Genomic DNA, 16,910 nt, shown 5'->3' with positions numbered 1-16,910 from the left:
TAAATCGGAGGACGACCAAATGAAACGGCTTAAGAAGTACAATGCGATCGCAATTGCTATTGTGACTGCTGTCATCGGTGGAATTCCGCCGGCTTTTGCCCAAGAAAAAGCTGAGTTCAAGGTAGGCAACATTGTGCCGTACAGTGGGCCGGCGGCGGTGGTCGGAGCTGTTGGCAGAGTGCAAGCTGCGTATTTCAAAAGGTTGAATGACAATGGCGGAATTCGAGGCCGGAAGATCAATTTCATTTCGTACGACGACGCTGCCAATCCATCGAAGACCGTCGAGCAGGTGCGAAAGCTTGTAGAAGGTGATGAAGTAGCGGTGCTGCTTTCTACAGTGGGGACCGCGACAAATTCGGCAATCTACCGATACCTGAACTCCAAGAAGCTGCCGCAGCTATTTGTTCTGACTGGCGCCAGCAAATTTGCAGATCCTAAAGGAGCGCCTTGGACGATCGGTTGGGTGCCCACCTATGACACGGAGGCGCGCATCTATGCGAAGTACATCCTCGAGCATCATCCGAACGCAAAAATAGCCATTTTCAGTCAGAATGATGATTTTGGAAAAGATCTGGTCGCAGGTTTCAAGGCGCGTCTTGGCAATCGTGCGGAAATGATCGTAGCGGAAGACACCTATGAAATATCCGAGCCCACAATTTCTACGCACATCGTAAAGCTCAAGGCTTCTGGCGCTGACGTTCTCTTAAATTTTGCGACTCAGAAGTTTGCTGCGCAGGCGATAAAGGCAACAGCAGAGCTGGGTTGGAAGCCGGTGCAATTCGTCGTCAATGCATCTTCATCAGTCGCAGCCGTACTCAAGCCAGCAGGCTTGGAGGCTTCCCAGGGAATCCTAACCACGGCCTTCTTGAAGGATGCAAGCGATCCGGCCTTCAAGGATGACCCAGCCGTCAAGAATTTTCTCGAGTTTATGCGAGCGTATTATCCAGAGGGTGATACCATTAGCAACATCACAATGACGGGCTATGCCATAGCCCAGACTTTCGAGAAAGTTCTGCAAAACGCTGGCGATGACGTCTCGCGAGAGTCGATCATGCGCGCGGCGACTTCGTTAAAGGACATCAAACTCGATCTGCTGCTTGACGGAATAGAAATCAATACGTCACCTGACGACTATCGGCCGATTAAGCAGATGCAGGTCATGAAATTCCAAGGCGAGAGCTGGCGTCGAATTGGAACAGTCGTGAGCGGCGAATAGAGCTAACGCGCGCGACGCTGTGGCGTCGCGAAAAAGGCGGCTGAGGTCATCTAGAATGAAGGCGGATTGGATGTCAGCTGTCGGGCACTTTTCAGACCTGACGTTGGCAAGACGCAGTGTCCGTTCCTGAATGTAGATCAGACATCGTCCTGAAGTCATCCTCTGTGAGGCCTCGCTCCCCCTAAGCTCCCCCGGCGCAATTTCGGCAGGCTGGTCGCGTGGCCTGCTGAAATTATGGCCGCGCGGCTCCAACCTTCACAGGGTTGAGGTCCCGCTTTGACTGTTGCGTCGGCATCCGGTTCACAGATCATAGTAGTGCGATATTTGTTCGAGCTAGGTCAAAAAGTCGGATTGTTGTCTTCGCTTGATGACCGGTCTACCCCCGAAAGCAGAGAGCAGACTGACCGATCCGCAAGTCCGCTAAGTGGCCCGGGAGCGGCCATACCCGCGAATGTAAACGGCTCACCGAAATCGCCCTCACCACCTCTTGCAGCAAGACCAGCCATTCGTCCGAACACCGACCTTGATGATGGATTATCCCTCTGGCACGCCCGCCTTGCGCAACCCTTCGAGCATATGGAGACCGTGTTCTGCTGAATGAAAATAGTGTTGCCGGGATAACTTCTTCAGCGAGCAATCCGGTTCTATCCTGAGCAACTCTTCGACCTGCCGCCGGGCTTCGCGCGTTTCCCCGATGTGCGCGTAGGTCGCCGCCAACATGAGGCGCCCGTTACGAAAGTCCGGCGATCGAGCAATCATTTCGCGAAACGGAGGCAAGGCTAATTGGTAGCGCCTTTCAACAAGATGGGCGAGCCCCTCGACCATCAAGGCGTGCGGCGGAAAGAAGGGATCCAATCTCATGTAGCGGCGGATCGCGACCAACCCTTCCTCCGGTTGACCCAACAGTACCAGGCATTGACCATGGCGCCAGTCGCAAAAGTTCGGGTTTAATGCAAAGACTCTGTTCCAGGCGGCCAGACACGCGGCGCCATCACGCCGAAACATGGCTGCGTTAGCCAGCACCTTGTAGCCAAACGCTTCGTTTGGACCGAGTTCGATAGCCTTTTGGGCCAATTCAAACACCCGCTGCAAGGCTTCCTTGGTCTGGTACTCCTGGTTGACGGGATTGATCCACGCGACGGAATGACTGGTGGAAAGCGCGGCATACGGACGCGCGAAAGCGGGGTCCAGTTCGATGGATCGTTGGAGCAGCTTTCGCGCCTTGTAGAGCTCCTCAATGGGTACTCCGGTGAGCAGGCGGTTCAGCATATGATTGCCACGCAGGAAGTAATCATATGCCTCCCAGCTGGTCGTGGGTTTTGCAAGCGGCCGATGCGCTTCCGCGTCGTTGATGTGTATGGCCAGCCTGGCCGCAATCATGCGTGCGATTTCATCCTGAATTGAAAACGTATCTCCCAGCGTTCGATCAAATCGATCTGCCCACAGGTGCGTTCCTCTCGCAGCGTCGATCAATTGAGCTGTGATGCGAATGGTGCCATCGCTGCTTTGGATACTTCCTTCGAGAATGTAACGCGCATTGAGTTCGCTGCCGATCTGCCGAACGTCGACTCTTCGTCCCTTGTATTGAAACGACGAATTCCTCGCGATCACCAGCAACTCGGAAAATCGCGAAAGCTCGGTGATGATGTCTTCGGTGATGCCTTCGCAGAAATAATCCTGATTTGGATCTCGCGAGAGGTTGGCGAAGGCCAGAACCGCAATCGAGGGGAGATCGGCAGGCGATGGAGGCGTTGGCCCAGCCTCCTTGCCATTACGCGACACCGGTCCCTCCAGCAGATAGCCGCGCTTCGGCAGCGTCTTGATAATGTGTTGCGTGTCATCGCCGATCGCCAGGCGTATATCGCTGATGCAGCGGGTCAGCGACTCCTCGCTGACGGTGACATCAGGCCAAATGGCCGCGATCAATTCATCCTTGGTGACGGTCTGTCCGGCGTGCTCGGCGAGATAACGCAGCACCTTAAAGCTTTTCGGCCGCAGCTTTAGTTGACCGGCGGGCCCAATCAGGCAAAGCCGCTCCAAATCAAGCGTCAAAGAGCTGAAAATCAGTTTCATTTCCCTGACCTTACCCCGAACCGTGCGCCGGCGGCAGCGAGAAGTTTCAGGTTTATTTCATGACAATTTCAGGACGCCGGCCCGGTATGGATGATCTCCTTACAACGGGGCCGGGATTCACCGGCATTCGGCGGACAGGTAGTTGGCCGACGGAGAACACTTATGCATCTGCGGTTTCGGCATCTTCGGCGTATCCTCGCATTCACCATGGTTCTTGCCGGAGCCTCGGCAGGCACCACGTCGATCTGCCTTGGAGGCGATGATTGGCCAGCACGCGCCGTGAAGGTCATTGTGCCGTTTGCCGCCGGGTCAGCCAACGACGTAAGCGCGCGCCTCTATGCCGACGGGCTTGCCAGGCGCTGGGCCAAGCCGGTCATCATCGAGAACAAGCCCGGCGCCGATGCTATCGTCGGTGGCGGCGCGTTTGCGAACGCCAAAGATGACCACACCCTACTTTACGGGACCGCTTCGATGGTGACCGTGAGCCCGCTGTTGCAGGAGGTGCTGCCCTTCGATCCGTCTCGGGACATGGTACCGATCGCCTCGACGGCCAGTTCCATCTTAGTCATTGCGGTTCACAACCAATTGCCGGTGCGCTCGCTGCAGGAGTTGGCGCAACTGGCGCGATCGAAGCCTGGCGAATTATCGTGGAGTTCAGGCCCGAGCCTGCCGCATTTTGTGTTCGCCGCGTTCTTGACGCGGAACGCGCTCCGGCAAGTTTACATCCCCTACCGGGATGCAACGACCCAGCAGACGGACTTCGGAGAGGGGCGCGTACAAATCCTCTCCCATGCCCTGCTGGCGGTGAGAGGTCCGGTGGCCGCCGGCAAAGCGCGGATACTCGCCGTGGCGAGCCCTGGGCGAGCGCCGGGCTTGCCGGACGTTCCGACTGTCGTAGAGGCCGGCTTTCCGGAGATGGAGATCGAGGGTCTGACGGGCCTGTTCGGCTGGCGCGATATGCCGCCGGCGCTGCGCGACCGGATTTCCGCAGACGTGCGCCGTTGCCGGCGATCCTTTGGTTCGTTCCCGGATCGAGGCGGGCGGGCAACACGTGCTTGGCAGCACGCCCAATGAATTTTCCGCTGCCATCGAACGGCAACGATCGCGCATTCAGCAGATCAGCCGCATCGTCGATTTGAGAAATGCGACGAAATAGCACGGCCATTGAGCAGATCAGCGACGGTTCAAATGAAAGGCAAAGTTCGATCGACCAAACGCCTTCGCGCCGCCGTCGTCGGGGGAGGAATTGGCGGCATATCCGCGGCATGCGCCCTCAACCGAAGGGACATCGACGTCACGGTTTTCGAGCAGGCCGCGGCGCTGGGCGAGATCGGGGCCGGTCTGACAATCTTTCCGAACAGTCTGCGGCAACTCGAACGAATGGGATTAGGCGAGGCCTTGGCTGCGGTGGGTGCCAAGATCGGCGATGGTTCAGAGTATTACCGGGCGGACGGAACAGTCGTCGGATCCATGCTCATGACCGACTCCAGCGGCTGGAACGGCATCTACGGCATGCACAGGGCTGACCTACTGAATGTGCTCGCGGCGAGCCTTCCCCGGGGCACCATACGCACGGGCCATCTCTGTATCGGATTTGAAAAGGATGTCGCCGCGGCACGGTTGAAATTCGCGAACGGCGAAACTGCCGAAGCCGACATCGTCATCGCCGCCGACGGCATACACTCGATATTGCAGAAGTACGTTGTCGAGCCGACACCGCCCGAATATTCTGGGGTTCGCGCCTATCGCGGCTTGATTCCTCGCGAAAAACTTCCCGGTTGGCGGCAGGAAGCCCAGCAGGTCTGGATGGGGGACGGAAAGCACTTCATGGTGTACCCGGTTCGCAGCGGCCGGCTTCTGAACTATGTCGGCTTCGTTCCTAGCGAAAATACTACGACTGAGTCCTGGTCCGCGATCGGAGACCGCGACGAGCTTGCGTCGTCCTTCGACGGATGGGATCCGCACGTCGTGCGGCTGCTTGAAGCAGTGGAGAGCTGCTTTTGGTGGGGCTTATATGATCGCATGCCGCTGGCATCGTGGACAAAGGGACGCCTCGTGCTGTTGGGTGACGCCGCCCACGCGATGCTTCCGCATCTCGGCCAGGGCGCCAACCAAGCGATCGAAGATGGCGTCGCCCTCTCTGTGCTTCTCGAAGGGCGGGATCCGGCTGACGTGCCCGTCTTAGTGCCGGAATACGAAAAACTACGCCGTGCTCGAACCGACATCATTCAAGCCGAAGCACGGAAAAACGGTCTCCGCTATGATTCAAAATATGCGAACCTCCATCAACGCGACCGCGAAATCGCAATTTTGGGGACGTTACGTAAATCCCTGTTTGATTATGACGTTGAAAGGGTCGCCATTGCCCATCTGAGCGAACATCAACTTAGTGCCAATTGAACTTGCTGGATGTTTTGGTCTTGTTTCTTCATTCGGCGAGGGAGCGCAATACGCCCAACTGTAACCACCACGCACCACGCCCATATTGCCGGCCGATTGTCCGCTCACGAGTACCGCGCGAGCGTCCGGCTTAAACCATCTCGGAAGCGATAATAGGCGCCGATGCCAGGCAGCGCCCAGTTCGGGTTGCCGTTGTAAAGTGGGAAGTCCGGGAATTCTTCCAGCTCGAAGCCGCAGGTGGAATTGGCGCCACCGATGATGCGCCGCGCGGTCTGGCGTCCGAGATAGGTCATCATCGCTACACCGCTGCCGTTGCAGCCGAGCGCATAATGCATGCCACCGAGCGTGCCAGTGTGCGGCAGCGCATCCCAGGTGAAGGCGACATTGCCGGTCCATGCATGCGTGACACGGGTACCCTTCAACTGCGGAAAGCGATCGGTCATGAAACGATGCAGGATCGGCGCGCTCACGGCCGGCGTGACCTGGGTGAAGCGGGCGCGTCCGCCAAAGATCATGCGCTTGCCGTCCGGCGACATCCGATAATAGCAAAGCACACGCTTGGTATCGGCCAACGTGCGCCCCTTCGGGATCAGCGTGCGCGCCAGATCCGGCGGCAGTTCTTCGGTGGCGATGATGTGGCTCGCCAGCGGAATCAGGCGCCGCTTCAGTTCCGGCGTCGCATCGCCAGTATAGCCATTGGTGGCGATCACCACGTCGCCGACCTCGATGTCACCGCGGGAGGTCGCAATCCGCCATCCCGTGCCGGCAGGCGTAATGGTCTTCACCGCCGCCTTGGCGCAGAGCGTAATCTTGCGACGACGCGCCGCGTCGAGCAGGCCCTTATAGTACAGCGCGGGATGTACCTTGGCCGAGCGCTCCACCACCATGCCGCCGTAGTAATAGTCGGACGCCATCTCCTCGCGCTGCCGTTCCTTTGGCACCATGAAGGCGCCCGATCCCGCATTGGCATTGAGGGTTGCGACGCGACGCTCCTGATAGGCGTAGTCGTTAGGCGTCCACGCTCCGACAAAGCGGCCGGTCTTCTCCCAGTAGCAATCGATTTTTTCCCGCTCGATCAGACTCTCGATCAAGCTGAAGGCATCGTAGCCCGAGGCCAGGATGTTTTGCAGCACATCGGGTTGAAGCTGGGTGACCTTGCCGGTAAAGCTCTTGCCGATGTTGACGCCGCCGCTGACGCCGCCGCCGCTGCGCGTGCTGGCGCCGGCGCCAAGCTCGGCTGATTCGAACACACAAGCCTCTATTCCGGCATCCGCAAGTTCGATGGCGCAGGACAGGCCGGCATAACCGCCACCGACAATGGCCACGCGCGCAGTTTTCGGCACCTCGACAAGATCGCCGGTGACGGGCTTGTAGGCCTCCCACCAAAAGGGCGCCGCCTTGAAGTCCTTGTGGAGAATGTCGTTCGGCATCGCTGTCCTGCCCTTTCCGTTTTTGTTTTTCTAGCGCACGAGCGGCGCCGTTACGGGGCGGCGCAGCCAGGTTCCGAGCAGCAGCAGTGCCGAGATCAGCACGATCTGCATGGCGGAAACGGCCGCGACGGTTGGTTCGATCTCGCTCATGATGCTGTCGAACATCTTCTTCGGCAACGTCATGTTGGCGCCGGAAATGAACATCGCGACCACCAGTTCGTCGAACGAGGTGATGAAGGCAAGGAACGCCGCCGAATAGACACTCGGCGCCAGGATCGGCAGCGTGACGGTGCGGGCCGCCTCGAACGGACCGGCGCCGAGGCCGCGCGCGGCAAGCTCCAGACTGGTGTCGAAATCCCGCAAGCCCGACAACAGCACGATGACGACAAAGGGCAGCGCCAGTACGGTGTGCGCGACCGCGATGCCGTACCACTCGCCGATCAGGCCGAGTTTTGAAAAAAGCCCGTAGATCGCTATCGAAATCACAATGTGCGGCACGATGATAGGCGCCGAGATGCCGTTTTCGATCACGCTGCGGCCGCGAAAGCGTCCGCGTGCCAGCCCGAAGGCGAGCGGGATACCGATCAGGAGCGCCAGCACCGTCGTCGCCGTGCCGACCTGCAGGCTGCGCCAGGTGGCATCGATCCAGGTCGGATCATCAAAGTAACGCGCGTACCATCTGAGCGAGAAGCCCGGCGGCGGAAAGCGCAAATAGCTTCCCGAACTGAAGGAGATCGGAAACAGCACAACCAGCGGCAACATCAGAAACGCAAAGATCAAGCCGCAAACGAAGCGCAGCAATATCCGCCCCGCCCCGGCCCCGCGTCGCCTGCCCGGCCCGCTCATCGCCGTTTTCTCCACCACATCGATCAATCCCTGAGATGGCGGGCGACGCCCTGATTGAGCAACCAGAACATCACCAGCGTCACCGCTAGGAGGATCACCGAGAGCGCGCCGGCAAAATTCCATGCCAGGAACTCCCGCACCTGCTGCTCGATCACCATCGCATACATCATTACCTTGCCGCCGCCGAGAAGTGCGGGCGTGATATAGAAGCCCAGCGAAACCACGAAGACCAGCGTCACGCCGGCAACGATGCCCCGCAATGACAGCGGCAAATAGATCGTGGTCAGGATGCGCAGAGCTGACGCGCCGAGGCCGCGCGCGGCCGTCGGCAGGTCCGGATCGATGCGTGTCAGCGCGCTGTAGATCGGCAGAATCATGAACGGCAGCATGACGTGCACCATGCCGAGGATGACGGCCAGCCGGCTGTTGAGCAACGAAAGCGGCGTGTCGAGCAGGCCGGAATCGATCAGCATCCGGTTGATGATGCCGTTGCGCCCCAGCAGCACCATCCAGGCATAGGTTCGCACCAATACGCTGGTCCACAGCGGCAGCATCACGAAGGCAAATCCGATCGCACGCCATTTTGGCGTCGTGGTCGCCAGCAGGAACGCAACGGGATAACCGATCACGAAGCTGAAGAAGGTGACGATGCCCGCGATCTCGAAGGTTCGGTACAAAATGACGGTGTAGAGTCCGCCGGTCAGCGCCTTCTCGTACCAGCCAAAGCCGCCGGTGAAACTCAGCGAGAACAGCCGGACCAGCGGCAGCATGAACAGCAACGTCAGCAGCAACAGTGCCGGCAACGTCAATGCGAACGGCCCGGGCCTAAGCCAGGCGCGGCTTGCAACGGGGGCTGTGGTCGATGCGAGCGTCATTGCACGGCAATCAGCCGCGCATCGGCGGCATGGAAACCCGCTGCGATCGCCTCACCTGCGCTATAACGCCGGCTGCTCGGACCCGACGGCAGCCGCATCAGGACGTCGATCCCTTCCGCCGTGACAACCCGGTACTTGTCCGACACGCCGATATAGGCGCTGTCGGTGACGCGGCCATCGATCCTGTTGGCCCACACTGAATTCTGGTCCGCCGCGAGATCGACGAAACGCTCCGGCCTGACCATCACGCGAACCCGCTGGCCCCGATGGGCCGCAAGGTCGGCGCGACCGGCGACTTCGATCACCGGCCCCTGTTCGAGCCGCACCCGCAGCAAATTGCCGCCGTCGGCTTCGACCACGCCGGCGAAGATATTGGACTCGCCGATAAAGTCGGCGACGAAGGGATTGGCCGGGGCTTCGTAAATCTCGTTCGGCGGCCCGACCTGAAGGACGCGTCCCTTGTCCATGACCGCGATGCGATCCGACATGACCAGCGCCTCTTCCTGGTCGTGGGTGATGAACAGCGTGGTCAGCCCGAGGCGGCGCTGCAGCCGGCGCACCTCAATCTGCATCTGCTCACGCAGCTTGCGATCGAGCGCGCCGAACGGCTCATCGAGCAGCAGCAGCCGCGGCTGGAACACCGTGGCGCGCGCCAGTGCCACGCGTTGCTGCTGGCCACCGGAAAGTTGCTTCGGCAAACGCTCGGCCATGCCGCCGAGTTCGACCATGTCGAGCGCCTGCTTGACGCGCGTTGCGATCTCCGCCTTCGGTGTTCCGCGCATCGCCAGCGGATAGGCAATATTGCGCGCCACGCTCATGTGCGGGAACAGCGCGTAATTCTGGAATACCATGCCGATGTTACGCTGCGCCGGGTCGAGCTCCGTGATGTCGGCCTGATCGATCAGGACCCGGCCCTGGTCCGCGATCTCGAAGCCCGCGATGACTTTCAGGAGAGTGGTCTTGCCGGAACCGCTGGGACCCAGGATGGTGACGAACTCACCTGCCGCAACGCTGAGGCTGACGTCCGAGAGCGCCGCCACATGGCCAAAGCGCTTGCTCGCCGCATCGACCTGCAGGCGACCCGATTGCTGTGGCGAAGTTGACGCCCGATCGTTGCTCATGCGGCGGGCAGGATTCGGGCCGCATCGGTCGGCCGCTGTAACGACCATCTCCGCGCAATCGCGTCAGAGATCACGCTTTGGACAGCATCCATTTGTTCCAGCGCTCCCCGATTTGCGCGCCGTTGACGGTCCACCATTTCTGGTCGAGCCAGACCTGCTTCTTGAGATTGTCGGGATATAGCGGCAGCAGCGGCCGTATCTTCTCCGCGACATACTGATTGGAATCGAGGTGCATGCCTGAATAGCCGAGAATTTCGGCATTGGCCGCCTGACGCTTCGGGTCGGCCATCGCCGCCAGTGTCTTCATCGCCCAATATTGATCCTTGGCGCCCTTCGGCACCACCCAGCTGCCCTGCTTGAGGATGCCGCCGTTCCACTCCATCACCAGCGGCGCTTCCTTACGGATCAGATCGTAGAAGCGGCCATTCCAGCCCGTTGCCAGCACCACTTCCTTGTCGACCAGCAACTGCGCCGGCTGCTGCCCGGTGCTCCACCAGACATTGACGTGCTTGTGGATGGCATCGAGTTTCCGGAAGGCGCGATCGACGTCGAGCGGATAGAGCGCCTCCAGCGTCACGCCATCGGCGATCAGCGCCGCTTCCAGATTATCGACGGGGTGGTTGCGCATGCTGCGCGGACCCGGAAATGCCTTTACATCCCAGAAATCGGCCCATGATTTCGGCCCCCCCTTGGGAAACGCATCCGGCCGGTAACACATCACGGTGGAATAGCAGCTCGGCGAGAACACATGGCTCATCTGCGCCTGCGGCTGGAATTTGCTGCGGTCGATGATCTTGGCATCGATCGGCTCGGCAAGGCCCATCTCTGTGACACGGTAGCCGTCCTGACCGCCGATCTCGGTAATGTTCCAGGAAACATTGCCGCTTTCGACCATCGCGCGAAGCTTGCCGAAATCGACCGGGCTGGTGTCGACGATCTTGATCCCGGTCTCTTTCTCGAAATCGTTGAGATAGTTTTCACGCAATGACGCGATCTGCGAACCGCCGGAGGCGTTGAATATCAGCTGCTTCGGCTTGGGCGGTTCGCCCTCGGCAAAGGCTACCTTCGGCATCGCCAAAGCAGCAGCTGTCGCTGCCAGTACCTCTCGCCTTGTCCTCATGACTCGCTCCGCGAAAAACTGTGGGACTAACCTCAAGTTTGACGCCGATCCGCTCGAAATGCAACGTATTTGGCGCGAACGGCTGGCGGGACGCGCTCCATGCCGACGGCGGAGCAAAGCTGGCAAAGACATTCAATCGCCCGACGTCTCGCGCGCTTTTTCTTTGAGAAACCACCGGGGCACGCCCAAGCCCGGCGAGTTAGATCCGCTAACCGGTGTCGTCCTGCGAAATGGCCTACCGATCCATCGGTCGCAGCCGACTTTCGCAACAAAAACCGTCATTAGCGGACATCAGCGGCCTTTCCGAGCGCGGACGTCAATGCGGCAACATCGATTGCATTCAAACACCTCAACCTTATGCAGGGTTGAGATTGCTGCAACGAAGTTCGGCTTATTCTGCTGGTTTTGACTTTCGACGCGCCATTCGGGGAGCGCCAGGGGAGTACAGGCATCCTTTGCGTCAGCGAGCACATTGATCGGTACGTCAGCATCGTTGGATGTCTGGAAATAGGCGACTGGCGGCTTGCGTTCGGCTGCTGTTATATCACAACGTGCTTATCCGTTCGGTCATTAGCGTCGCTTGACCGCGTGCTCCAGCCTAATCCCCAAAAGCAGACGAAGCACATGAGGGCCGCCGCTTCCTCGGAAGTCCACATCGCTCTTGAGAATTCGCGCGGCATATGATGCCTGCTTGAGCGTCCGAGGAGCCGTTCGCGCGGTCGATCGCGGGGAAATTGAAATTGTCCCGAACGAACTAGGTGCTCCTGTCCAGAAGGCGTGAGCATTGCTCGCTGCGATATTTCGAGGGAAGTCGAACGGTCTACGGTGCGCGGGAGGGAGGCTACTGGGGTACCGACTAGCGTTTCTCGCGAGTTCCGGAAAGGCAAAAACTCCGAAATACGGCAATTCGCTGGGCGAAGCCGTTGTAAGGAATGTCAGTCTGCGAGCAGTATTGAAATCACTTGCTCTATTCCGGCCGATACCAGTTAGAGGGGCAAGGAGTTTGTTGCGGCGCGGTATTTGCGGTAGCCGATTTGCACGTCTGCGGAATCAATTATGTGTTTTGTTCGTTGTGCGACTTATGATCCCGTGAAGATGATACGCGCATTACGATCCCTGATCGCGGGAGGTTTACATGGACAAGATCCCATCGCCTGGCGATCCGTCCGCATATCTTGAAAGCTTGATGAAGGCGGGTCAACAATCGATGAAGCAATTTGACGACGGGCTTGCCGCTGCCCTCGGAGTCCGAGGCAAGGGGTCGTCGCCGATTGGCCAGAGCTTTTCGCCGTTTACTTTCGCATTGGACATGCAACGCGAATATCTTACGCAATTCTGGCGCTTCTGGAACAAGTCTCTGGTTAGGACGCTTTCGTTCGGAATGAACGTCATCACCGAGCCGGCGCGCGGCGACAAGCGATTCAAAGACGACGCTTGGCTGGAGACTCCCTATTACGATCTTCTCAAGCAAAGCTACCTGTTAGCTTCAAAGCAATTGTCCGAGTTCGTAGATCGTGCGCAGGTTGACGACAAGACCAAGCTACAGCTTCGATTTCACGCTCGACAATTTATCGATGCGATGAGTCCGTCGAATTTTCCTACGACAAACCCGGAAGTTATTCGCACGGCAATCCAAACCCGCTCTGCGAGCCTTTCAGCCGGCATCAAAAACCTGATTGAAGATATTCAGAAAGGGCGCATTACGCGGGTGGACGAATCTGCCTTCGAGGTGGGTGGCAACCTTGCGATTACTCCGGGCTTTGTCGTCTTTGAGAACGAATTGATCCAGCTGATTCAGTACACGCCACAGACGCCTGACGTGGAGAAGACGCCACTGCTGATCGTGCCGCCGTGTATCAATAAATATTACCTTCTCGATCTAGGTGCGCGCAATTCCTTTGTCGAATATGCGGTTGCCGAGGGTCATCATGTCTTCCTGATTTCCTGGCGAAGTGCGGTGCCTGAGATCGGACACCTCGGTTGGGATGATTATTTGAGGCTTGGCCCACTCAAGGCGATCGATGTGGTACGCGACATCGTCAATGTTGACGAAGTTCATGCGCTCGGTTTCTGCGTCGGGGGGACGATTTTGAGCTGTGCGGCAGGGGTCCTTGCCGGGCGTGGCGAAAGCAAACTCGCGACGATCACACTATTGACGACCATGCTAGACTTTAATGACACTGGCGATATTGGCTTGCTGATCGACGAAGGCTCAGTTGTCTTGCGAGAGGCGACGATCGGAAGAGGGGGCATTCTGCCCGGCAAGGAATTGGCTTTCACGTTCGGAACGTTACGCGCCAACGATCTGATCTGGCGCTATGTCGTCGACAGCTATTTGAAAGGCGCAACGCCCGATGCATTTGACCTGTTGTACTGGGACTCTGACAGCGTCAGTCTGCCAGGCCCGATGTATTGTTGGTACACGCGCAATACATATCTGGAAAACAACATCAAGGAACCGGGCAAGACCACTCAGTGCGGAGTTCCTATCGATCTTTCGCGTGTCAAGGCGCCGCTCTATGTCCTGGCCTCGCGCGAGGATCATATCGTTCCGTGGCAAAGCGCGTACCTTTCGAAAGACCTAATCGGAAAAGACCCTCGTTTCGTTCTCGCCGCGAGTGGTCACGTTGCTGGCGTCATCAATCCACCGGCCCGCAACAAACGGAGCCACTGGGTGAATGACGACCTTGGCTGCGAATCGAAAGATTGGTTAGGAGCTGCAGACGAGAAAACCGGAAGCTGGTGGCCCGACTGGGATTCCTGGATGAAGCGGCATTCAAGCGGGAGGACTCCCGCCCCGGTGCAGGCCGGCAGCGCGAGCTATCACATCATCGAGCCAGCGCCCGGTCGTTACGTGAAGCAAAAATCAAACTGATTCGATCGCTCTGTGTGAGTCTGGTTCAAACCGCGAAATTCCCTTTCACTGGCCGTGATGAAATCACGTAGCCGAAGATCGTGCGCGTCAGACAAGCAAACAGCGCAAACGGTTGGCCGGGCGGACTAGAGGGAACGCAGACGGACATTGGTCATAACAATGCCGCCCACCAAGTTGTTCGGCCGGGCGGCATTGAGCTACCAAGGCAGGCGCCTTAAAATTAGAAAATTAGGCGATCACTTCGTCAGGAAGCTTGAAGTGAACGGCTTGAAGGCTTCCTGGGCAAACGTCTTATAGAGGTCGCCGATCTTGGTCGCTTCGGCAACGAACGTTGCTTGTGCCGACTTGGTGTATTCCGCCGTCAGTTCAAAGAACTTATCGGGTGACTTCACACCAGCAAGCTTTTCAAAGTACGCCTTGCTCGCCTCGAACGACGACTTGACGAAGTCGGTCTGGGCAGTTGTGATCGCGGTGAGATGCTGCTGAACGCTAGAAAAATCGGCCATGTCTAAAAGTCCTTAGTCGATCATTCTCGGAGGCGATCCCCCGACCTAATTGATCTGGATGCATATAGAGAATCCGCTGCCTAATAAGCAAGCAATGTTGTTGCACCGCAGCAATGAGAAATTGAACACCGTAATTTCACGGGCCTCTTTCTAGGGAGCTCCTATGCATCGAGACCTTCATAGCTTCGATATGTCTCGATGGTGAGGGTGGCGCTCAAGAGCGAAAACAACAGCGCAACGCCCTCGAACCTATCAGACCTACGTCCACACGGACTGCTGGGGTTTTCTTTTGAAGGACAAAGCCCCCATCCTTGCATCGCATATCGGCGTTAAGGTCGGTAACCACCAGATCTCAGACTGAACAGTACGTACCGGTTTGAGCGCCCTCATAAATAGTGCGGAGTGGTTTGCCAATGTTGAACACGGTCATCACCATGACGATCAGCATCACGCTCGTTGGCATCCGGCTTGGGATGGAACTGTGGCTCGACAGGAGCTGCTAGTTAAAGTTCAACTTTTCAAACTGAGGCCTCGCAGTTTGCCGCCAAAGGGGCCTTCACGTGGCTGAGCCATCCATCAATTTTAGCGCACTGGCAGTTCTGAAGAAATATCCTTCATTGAAAGGGCAAAGGAATACCAACGCTCAATACGCCAGCGCTTATACGATACGGGATGGAACGCTGGACGAATGCATTCAGGAGTTTATGTCCAAACCTGAATCGCAACATGGCTTGTACGAGATTCGCACTGCTCATCAGCCTCCATTGGTGACTGAGGTTTGAGCGCAGAACAGATTATTGAAATATCACGTTACGGGATTTTCTTTGACATATTGAGATGAACGCAGCGGTTCAATCCCATCGTTCACCGACTGCAATTTATAGGTTCCTCGACGCTCCAGGCTCAGAGGAGCGAGGCAGGTAGGCATGCTCTCGATTGATCCAAAATCGATGAAAGTCTGAAACGCCGAACTGGCGCCCGGCTAAGTCCGTAATGTGAACTTGCCAACCGGAGCCTTCCAGTAGGCGAGCTTTATCGATAGCAGCATCTGGGCTGATACGAACAGTGACGACGCTCTGTCCGTCTTTCGATCCGTGAATGGTGAAAGTCATTGGCACCTCACCGAAAGACAAGCATACACTATCCTCCGGGAGTTTCGAGGCGTCGTGATTGCGCAGGCCTAATGATGGGTCATTTGACCGGTGAACAATGCTCCTAGCACCTTTAGCAGATTGCGGGAGGCTGCTATGTTGCAACGCAACTAAGTTGATTCGCTTTGATGTAAGGGGTTCAACAACGCCACCCCTCTTTAAGTCTGGCGATCTCGTGGTTTTGAAATCGGGTGGACCAACCATGACGGTCGATACCGTCAACACCGATATTTTCGACGACGATAAAATTACGGGGATGCTCTGCGTCTGGTTCGTCGGGGAAAAACTGGAGCGAGTGCGGCTCGACCACAGGGCCGTAGAACATGCTCCGTTAGAGACAACCGATCCCAGAAAAGCTAAAGGACCTTCGCAGCAAGCCTTGGGTGACTACAAGGTGGTCCTTGATGAAATGGCTGATGCGATGAACCGCCCAGCTGTGGACTTCTGTGCTGCATCCAAAACAAATCCCAAAAAACGAAAATCCGCAAAACCCCCGAAAACGACATTGTCGTCGCTAGCTAAAAACTGTCTTCTTACCCAGCTATCGGCGCCGATAGTCTAGTCTGCTGGAGCGTCCTGCCGTGCGGCGCATCTAGCGAAAGAGACGATCAAATTTTAGAAGCGGCCTACCTAATTGGTTGGACGTGATGGTAACACGACCCTTCATGCACTCCGAAGCGCCGCAGTTCAGCAAGTGCAAGCATACGTTGGTTAGGCTTGACTTTTGTGCTGCCAGCGGCGTCAACCCACGCCAGGTCCGCTATGGCACCTTTGAGACATACCCGCCCATCCTAAGAATGTTCCGTTCACCGGGGTAGACCGGAAGTCGCCGTGGTCCGGTCAAACCGATGCGAATGACCCCAATCGGACATTCAACGGTCTCCTTAAACCCCGAGGCCGTTCAGTCTGGGAGACCCGCCTGCCGCAGCGTTCTAATCCATGATTCCGTCGTGGACTCATTGCGGTTCTGGCGGCGAACAAAGACAGCATCGATGCGGGCATGGGGCTGGGCCTTCAGCAATTGCCGGATCATATCGCGCGCCTCGTCAACTCGGCCGAGATCGACGAGCGCCACGGCTGCCGCTCGATAGCCGCCCGCCAATTGCGGCAGCGTCAGGATGGCGCGTCGTGCCCACGCGAGCGCATTTTCCGGATGCCCGGCGTCCCGGTAGCCAATGGCTAGTCCTAGTTCGCAATAACCACGGAATGGATCGCGCGGACTCAGCCGCAGGGCGCGCGTGAACATGTTGATTGCTTCGTTCGGAAGGCCAGCTGCTGAATGTACCCAGCCGCCGTG

Annotated in this window: 13 protein-coding genes and 1 pseudogene; 6 read left to right on the top strand and 8 right to left on the bottom strand. The window is 57.8% G+C overall.

Features of this window, described 5'->3' with window-relative positions; translation table 11 throughout:
- The first annotated feature begins 19 nt into the window (after positions 1-19).
- A complete protein-coding gene (locus tag JQ575_RS39395) occupies positions 20-1,216 on the top strand; it encodes an ABC transporter substrate-binding protein (RefSeq protein ID WP_212038562.1) in 1,197 nt (398 codons plus the stop codon).
- A 534-nt stretch (positions 1,217-1,750) separates the two neighbouring features.
- Here JQ575_RS39395 and JQ575_RS39390 read toward each other — a convergent pair.
- Complete coding sequence (locus tag JQ575_RS39390) at positions 1,751-3,289, bottom strand: winged helix-turn-helix domain-containing protein (protein ID WP_212038561.1); 1,539 nt, start codon at positions 3,287-3,289, stop codon at positions 1,751-1,753.
- Positions 3,290-3,580: 291 nt separating this feature from the next.
- On the opposite strand from JQ575_RS39390, the gene JQ575_RS39385 reads away from it, so the two are divergent.
- Together JQ575_RS39385 and JQ575_RS39380 are read left to right on the top strand one after the other, a co-directional pair.
- Positions 3,581-4,363: a tripartite tricarboxylate transporter substrate binding protein gene (locus JQ575_RS39385; RefSeq protein WP_212038560.1), complete on the top strand. Its 783-nt coding sequence runs from the start codon at positions 3,581-3,583 to the stop codon at positions 4,361-4,363.
- Positions 4,364-4,477: 114 nt separating this feature from the next.
- Positions 4,478-5,689 (top strand): FAD-dependent monooxygenase, encoded by a 1,212-nt coding sequence (locus JQ575_RS39380; RefSeq protein ID WP_212038559.1) that lies wholly within the window; start codon positions 4,478-4,480, stop codon positions 5,687-5,689.
- Positions 5,690-5,793: 104 nt separating this feature from the next.
- Here JQ575_RS39380 and JQ575_RS39375 read toward each other — a convergent pair whose 3' ends face one another.
- The 5 genes from JQ575_RS39375 to JQ575_RS39355 form a co-directional block, all read right to left on the bottom strand.
- The gene (locus JQ575_RS39375; RefSeq protein WP_212038558.1) at positions 5,794-7,119 is read right to left on the bottom strand and encodes an FAD-binding oxidoreductase; all 1,326 of its coding nucleotides are present in this window, start codon (positions 7,117-7,119) and stop codon (positions 5,794-5,796) included.
- 30 nt (positions 7,120-7,149) lie between these two features.
- Complete coding sequence (locus JQ575_RS39370; protein WP_212038557.1) at positions 7,150-7,965, bottom strand: ABC transporter permease; 816 nt, start codon at positions 7,963-7,965, stop codon at positions 7,150-7,152.
- A 23-nt stretch (positions 7,966-7,988) separates the two neighbouring features.
- A complete protein-coding gene (locus tag JQ575_RS39365) occupies positions 7,989-8,840 on the bottom strand; it encodes an ABC transporter permease (protein WP_212038556.1) in 852 nt (283 codons plus the stop codon).
- Complete coding sequence (locus JQ575_RS39360; RefSeq protein ID WP_212038555.1) at positions 8,837-9,961, bottom strand: ABC transporter ATP-binding protein; 1,125 nt, start codon at positions 9,959-9,961, stop codon at positions 8,837-8,839. Before JQ575_RS39360 ends, JQ575_RS39365 begins: the two co-directional genes overlap by 4 nt.
- Positions 9,962-10,031: 70 nt before the next feature.
- Positions 10,032-11,081 carry an ABC transporter substrate-binding protein gene (locus tag JQ575_RS39355; protein WP_212038554.1) on the bottom strand — a complete coding sequence of 350 codons (1,050 nt, stop codon included), beginning with the start codon at positions 11,079-11,081 and terminating at the stop codon, positions 10,032-10,034.
- 1,135 nt (positions 11,082-12,216) lie between these two features.
- Here JQ575_RS39355 and JQ575_RS39350 point away from each other — a divergent pair.
- On the top strand, positions 12,217-13,956 hold the full coding sequence (locus JQ575_RS39350) for an alpha/beta hydrolase (protein ID WP_212038553.1): 1,740 nt from the start codon (positions 12,217-12,219) through the stop codon (positions 13,954-13,956).
- Between the two features lie 236 nt (positions 13,957-14,192).
- Here JQ575_RS39350 and JQ575_RS39345 read toward each other — a convergent pair whose 3' ends face one another.
- Positions 14,193-14,462 (bottom strand): phasin family protein, encoded by a 270-nt coding sequence (locus JQ575_RS39345; RefSeq protein ID WP_212038552.1) that lies wholly within the window; start codon positions 14,460-14,462, stop codon positions 14,193-14,195.
- A 560-nt stretch (positions 14,463-15,022) separates the two neighbouring features.
- Here JQ575_RS39345 and JQ575_RS39340 point away from each other — a divergent pair.
- Both JQ575_RS39340 and JQ575_RS39335 read left to right on the top strand, forming a co-directional pair.
- A complete protein-coding gene (locus JQ575_RS39340) occupies positions 15,023-15,244 on the top strand; it encodes a hypothetical protein (RefSeq protein WP_249167200.1) in 222 nt (73 codons plus the stop codon).
- Positions 15,245-15,671: 427 nt separating this feature from the next.
- The gene (locus tag JQ575_RS39335) at positions 15,672-16,175 is read left to right on the top strand and encodes a YodC family protein (RefSeq protein WP_283842693.1); all 504 of its coding nucleotides are present in this window, start codon (positions 15,672-15,674) and stop codon (positions 16,173-16,175) included.
- Between the two features lie 339 nt (positions 16,176-16,514).
- Here the strand turns inward: JQ575_RS39335 and JQ575_RS39330 are convergent.
- A pseudogene (locus JQ575_RS39330) lies at positions 16,515-16,910 on the bottom strand (tetratricopeptide repeat protein); the annotation flags it as partial.

The organism is Bradyrhizobium sp. JYMT SZCCT0428, assembly GCF_018131075.1.
Taxonomy (GTDB): Bacteria; Pseudomonadota; Alphaproteobacteria; order Rhizobiales; family Xanthobacteraceae; genus Bradyrhizobium.
The sequence above is the reverse complement of the archived record's forward strand: the minus strand, read 5'-3'. Positions and strand labels throughout refer to the sequence as shown.